Raw genomic sequence first — 5421 nt, 5'->3', positions numbered from 1 at the left:
GGATGAGTCGACGGCAACTGGTCCTGCCGGTACGCCCACGACTTCTCGACGTTGGCGAAGGTGGTCCACGCCGTGGTGTACTCCGTCGCCTCGGCTTGGCACAGCACCGAGGCGAACGTGGCGAAGGACTCGTTGAGCCACAGGTCGTCCCACCACTGCATCGTGACGAGGTCGCCGAACCACATGTGCGCCATCTCGTGCAGCACCGTCTCGGCGCGCCGCTCGTAGGACGCCCGCGTCACCTTGCTGCGAAAGACGTAGTCCTCCAGGAAGGTCACGGCGCCTGCGTTCTCCATCGCGCCCGCGTTGAACTCGGGGACGAACAGCTGGTCGTACTTGCCGAAGGCATACGGCACGCCGAAGTTGCGGTGGTAGAAGCCGAACCCCTGCTTGGTCTCGGTGAAGAGCCGCTCGTCGTCCATGTACTCCGCGAGCGAGCCGCGGCAGAAGATCCCGAGCGGGATGTCACCGTGCTCGTCGGTGTAGACGTCGTCCCACCGTGCGTACGGCCCGGCGATCAGGGCGGCGAGGTAGGTGCTCATCCGCGGGGTGGTCGCGAACGTGTGCTGCTTCCCGGCGGCGACGAGGTCGACGCTCTCGACGGCCCCGTTGGAGATCACCTGCCAGTGGGCAGGCGCGGTCACCACGACGTCGAACGTGGCCTTCAGGTCGGGCTGATCGAAGCAGGCGAACATCCGCTTGGCGTCCGCGGTCTCGAACTGCGAGTACAGATACACCTCGTCATCGACGGGATCGACGAAGCGGTGCAGGCCCTCGCCGGTGTTGGAGTACCGGCAGTCGGCCTCCACGACGACCACGTTGTGCTCGGCGAGCCCGACCAGCGGCACGCCGGTGGCCTCGTCGTAGCCCGACACGTCGATCGCCACGCCGTTGAGGGTCGCGCTGAGCACGGCTTCAGCGGCCACGTCGATGACGGAGTCGGAGCCGGCCAATGCATCGAACTCGACCGTCGTCGTCGATCGGAAGGTCCGCTCGCTTGGACCTCCGGCGCCGTCGGTCAGGTCGAGCACGACCCGATAGGTGTCGACGGTGATGAGCGCGGCGCGCTCGGCCGCTTGGTCGCGAGTGAGGTTGGGAAGTGCCACGCCGGTCAACACTAGACGGAGGCCGGGAACATTGGCCCGGCGTGCGTAGTTGAGCTGAACGGAGCTCTGACCGTTGTCTGCCGAGAGGATTGTGGAACGTGGCCAAGAAAGACGAAGCCGGTTTCTGGTTCGACCCGCTGTGCCCGTGGTGCTGGATCACCTCGCGCTGGATTCTCGAAGTCGAGAAGGTCCGTGACATCGACGTGAACTTCCACGTCATGAGCCTTGCGGTGCTCAACGAGGGGCGTGATCTTCCCGAGGAGTATCAGGACATGATGAAGAAGGCGTGGGGTCCGGTCCGCGTCGCCGTCGCCGCCGAGCAGGCCAAGGGCAGCGAGATCCTGAGCCCCCTCTACACCGCCATGGGCACCGAGATTCACAACAAGGGCAACAAGGACTTCGACGACGTCATTCGCAAGGCGCTCGACGAGGTGGGGCTGCCCGCCGAGCTCGCCGAGGCGGCCACCACCGACAAGTACGACGAGATCCTGCGCAAGAGTCACCACGAAGGCATGGACGCCGTCGGCGACGACGTCGGAACCCCGACCATTCACGTCAACGGCGTCGCATTCTTCGGGCCGGTGCTGTCACGCATCCCGCGCGGCGAGGAGGCGGGCAAGCTGTGGGACGCGTCGGTGATCTTCGCCGGCTATCCCCACTTCTTCGAGTTGAAGCGCACTCGACACGAGTCGCCAGAGTTCGACTGACCGCAGGCCGCCCGCAAGGCCCCGTTCGGTGGGTTGACCCGCTGGGCGACAATCTGCGTTGTGACCGACGATCGGGGTGGCCGGGCCCGCCGCATGTGGCAGTCGGTCCGCAAGGACGCGCCAGAGGGCCTCGCGGGTCCCGGCTCGCACGATGACGCCGAGGTAGCGGCGATGCTGCGGGAACTGGGGATCGCGCTTCTCGAAGTGGAGCAGCCGACTCACGTGGTGGCTGGTCGGCTGATCGGGATCGCGGCGAACTACACCGACGAGAAGGTCAGGGTGGTGACCCTGCCTGCGGCGCTGGTCGTGCAGGTCGGGTCCGTCGGGTACGAAGTCGAGGTCTCGGACCGCGCGACCATCCAACTCGACCTCGCCGGTCGCATCGACGACATCGCGGACCGCGCGGCGGTCGGCGCCATCACCCCTGCGGATGCGATAACCGCGGTCGCCGCGGCTCGCGTGATGCGACCACGATTCGGCGCATTCGTCACCGTGCTCGGATACGCGTTGACCACGATCGGTTTCGGCATGGTCATCAACCCCACCTGGGCGGCTCTGCCCGGTTACCTGTTCTTGGGGTTGGTGGTTGGCGCCGTCGTCCTGCTGGGCCGACCGTTTCCCGCACTCAACCCGGTCCTGCCGACGCTGTCGGCGGCCATCGTGACCGTGCTGGCCACGTGGTTCGTCGCCGACGCGGCGAATGACGGGCTGCTGCGGGTGATCAGCCCGCCCCTGGTCGCGGTGCTCCCCGGCATGGCGCTGACGATCGGTGCCATGGAGTTGGCGAGTTCCGAGATCGTCGCGGGAGCGAGCAGGCTGATTTACGGAGTGACGCAACTGATGCTTCTGGTGTTCGGCGTCGCGCTGGGCATCCACGTCGCGGGCAAGGTGGCTCCCCAGGAACCGTCGACGCGGATGGGGGACTGGGCGCTGTACGCGGCGATCGTCGTCGTCGCGGCGGGGCTCTACGTCTATCTTTCGGCGCCGAAGGGGTCGCTGCCGTGGTTGGCCGCGGCCGTCGGCGTGGCACTGATCGGCCAGCAGGTCGGCGGACTGGCCCTGCCCGCCTCGTACAGCGGGGCGGTCGGCGCCTTCCTCGTCGTGCCCTTCGCGATGCTGGCGTCGCGGATCAAGAGCGCACCCCCGGCGATCGTGTTGATGCTGGCGTCATTCTGGGCGCTGGTCCCCGGCGCCCTGAGCTTCGTGTCCTTGAGCGAGGCAGCCACCGGCGGCCACGCGAGCGTCGAGACCCTCGGCTCGACGGTGGCCGCGGTGTTCTCGATCGCCCTCGGTACGTTGGCTGGCTACAGCGTCTTCTACGCGTTCAGCAGACCCCGGCGCGGTTGAGCGTCGTCGACCGCCGGCGTCGGGTGCGCCACTCCGGTTGCGGGCCGGCGCCGTAGGTAGAACGGTGTACCAATGACAGTCGCCGAGCCCACCACCGACGGTTCCTACCGCAACAAGATCGTCGCGGTCGAACCTGGTGGAAACGAGTTCATCGCCGAGGAAGACCGACACGGAAAACCGAGTCAGTTGTTCTGGACGTGGACCTCGCCCAACCTGGAGTTCGCGACGATCTTCGTCGGCATGCTCTCGGTGCTGGCGTTCGGCATGAGCTTCTGGCAGGCCGTCGCAGGCATCGTCATCGGCACCGGCCTCGGTGCGCTCGCACACTATGTCCTGTCGGCGCGGGGGCCGCTGCACGGCGTCCCACAGATGGTGTTGGGCCGCATGGCATTCGGCTTCAAGGGCAACGCCGTGCCAGCGGTGTTCATGTCGATCACCGCGGGTGTCGGCTGGTTCGCCACCAACAGCGTGAGCGGCGCCTTCGCGCTGAGCACGTTGTTCGGATTCGGACCGTTGGTCGGGCTCATCATCATCGTGCTGCTGCAGACCGGCTTCGCGTTCTTCGGGCACAACCTCGTGCAGGCGTTCGAGAAGTACTCGTTCCCCGTCCTCGCGGTGATCTTCGTGGCCGCGTCGGTGGCGATCTTCGCCCACGCCGACGTGGGTGCGGCCGCCCCGGCGGGTGGCGTCGGCGGCCTTGGTGGGTTCCTGCTGACCGTCGGCACGGCCTTCGGGTACGCCGCGGGGTGGACGCCGTACGCCGCCGACTACACCCGCTATCTTCCGTCGACGGTGTCGACCGCGCGCACTGGCTTGTTCGCCTCATTGGGGCTGTTTCTGTCGTGCGCGATCCTGGAGACGGTGGGCGCCGCGTCGGCGACTGTCGGCGAGGCCTCGCTGGCCGATCCCACCGGCTCGTTCACCAGTGAGCTCGCCTCGCCGCTGGCCAAGGCGACGCTGTTGGCCATCGCGATCGGCGCGATCGCCGCGAACTCGATCAACATCTATTCGGGCGCAATGGCATTCGTCACCATCGGCGTCAAGCTTCCCGCCAACGTGGCTCGCGCACTCGTCACCGTGTTCTTCGGCGTCGCGGGCTTCCTGGTGGCGTGGTGGGCGCTTCCTGACGCCGCGCACAGCTACGAGGCGTTCCTGCTGATCATCGCTTATTGGATCGGGCCGTGGCTCGGCGTCGTCTTCGCCGACCAGTATCTGCGTCGTGGTCAGAAGATCGCCGGCTTCCTGTACGACCGGTCCTACGTCAACTGGGGTGGATTGGCGGCGTTCGTGATCGGTCTGGTCGTCTCGGTGCTGTTGTTCTCCAACCAGGAGAAGTTCGTCGGGCTCGTCGCCAAGGCGCTGCCCCAGCTCGGCGACATCACGTTCTTCGTTGGTTTCGTACTCGCAGGCGGGAGCTATCTGCTGCTGTGCAGGTCGAAGATAGCCGCGGAGCGGCTGGTCCCGTGACACCGGAGGGGATGCTCGACGTCGCCGTCGACGAGGCCAGGAAGGGCTTGTCGGAGGGCGGAATTCCGATCGGTGCGGCCCTGTTCAGCGCCGACGGCGTATTGCTGGGCAGCGGGCACAACCGACGCGTGCAGGACGACGATCCGTCGGTGCACGGCGAGACCGACGCGTTCCGGGCGGCGGGTCGACAGCGCGACTATCGGTCGACGATCATGGTGACCACCCTGTCGCCGTGTTGGTACTGCAGCGGTCTGGTGCGCCAGTTCAACATCGGCGCGGTCGTCATCGGCGAGGCGAAGACGTTCAGCGGCGGACACGACTGGCTCGCCGAGCATGGGGTGGCGATCACGATTCTCGACGACGAGCGTTGCGTACAGATGATGACCGAGTTCATCGCGGATCGCCCCGAGCTGTGGTTGGAGGACATCGGAGAATGATCGAGCGGGCGAAGCTGGGTGGGCAAGCATGAGTGTCATTGCGAAGGTGGACATCTCGAGGTGGCGCGCCGGGGGAGCGGCGGCCGACGCCGTCGCCGCCGAGGTCGACGAGAGCCTTCAGCGGGCGGGCTTCATCCTGGTCACCGGGCACGGCGTCGACCCAGAGTTGGCAGCCGCAGTGCGCAAGGCCAGCCGCGAGTTCTTCGCCAAGCCCGACGCCATCAAGCAGCGCTACTCGGTGCCCGTCGGTGGTCACGGGTGGATCGGACCGGGTGCCGAGGCCAACGGCTACGCGGAGGGCACCGAGACGCCGCCGGACCTGAAGGAGAGTTACAGTCTGGGCGCCGAGACGGCGAC

The 5421-nt window shown here is 67.0% G+C and carries 6 protein-coding genes; 5 read left to right on the top strand and 1 reads right to left on the bottom strand.

Features of this window, described 5'->3' with window-relative positions; genetic code table 11:
* Positions 1 to 1106: M1 family metallopeptidase (locus tag ABW137_RS24685; protein ID WP_526404091.1), on the bottom strand; the 1106-nt coding region annotated here is incomplete at its 3' end.
* 98 nt (positions 1107 to 1204) lie between these two features.
* Here ABW137_RS24685 and ABW137_RS24680 point away from each other — a divergent pair.
* The 5 genes from ABW137_RS24680 to ABW137_RS24660 form a co-directional block, all read left to right on the top strand.
* Positions 1205 to 1813, top strand: coding sequence for a mycothiol-dependent nitroreductase Rv2466c family protein (locus ABW137_RS24680; protein WP_526404090.1), 609 nt, complete (start codon positions 1205 to 1207; stop codon positions 1811 to 1813).
* A 60-nt stretch (positions 1814 to 1873) separates the two neighbouring features.
* Entirely contained in the window at positions 1874 to 3160 is a 1287-nt protein-coding gene (locus ABW137_RS24675; protein WP_526404089.1) for a threonine/serine exporter family protein, read from the top strand.
* Between the two features lie 72 nt (positions 3161 to 3232).
* Positions 3233 to 4627, top strand: a complete 1395-nt coding sequence (locus tag ABW137_RS24670; protein ID WP_526404088.1) for a purine-cytosine permease family protein — start codon at positions 3233 to 3235, stop codon at positions 4625 to 4627.
* A complete protein-coding gene (locus ABW137_RS24665; RefSeq protein WP_526404087.1) occupies positions 4624 to 5064 on the top strand; it encodes a nucleoside deaminase in 441 nt (146 codons plus the stop codon). The genes ABW137_RS24670 and ABW137_RS24665 overlap by 4 nt, the downstream gene beginning before the upstream one ends.
* Positions 5065 to 5092: 28 nt before the next feature.
* The coding region (locus tag ABW137_RS24660) for a 2-oxoglutarate and iron-dependent oxygenase domain-containing protein (RefSeq protein WP_526404086.1) at positions 5093 to 5421 on the top strand (329 nt) is incomplete at its 3' end.

It is taken from the genome of Mycobacterium sp. (genome assembly GCF_040509115.1).
Taxonomy (GTDB): Bacteria; Actinomycetota; Actinomycetes; order Mycobacteriales; family Mycobacteriaceae; genus Mycobacterium.
Note: the sequence above shows the minus strand (reverse complement) of the source record. Positions and strands in the feature narration are given on the sequence as shown.

Excerpts from the sequence above, each read along its gene's own strand:
- ABW137_RS24670 (WP_526404088.1), top strand. The coding sequence starts at position 3,233 with ATGACAGTCGCCGAGCCCACCACCGACGGTTCCTACCGCAACAAGATC.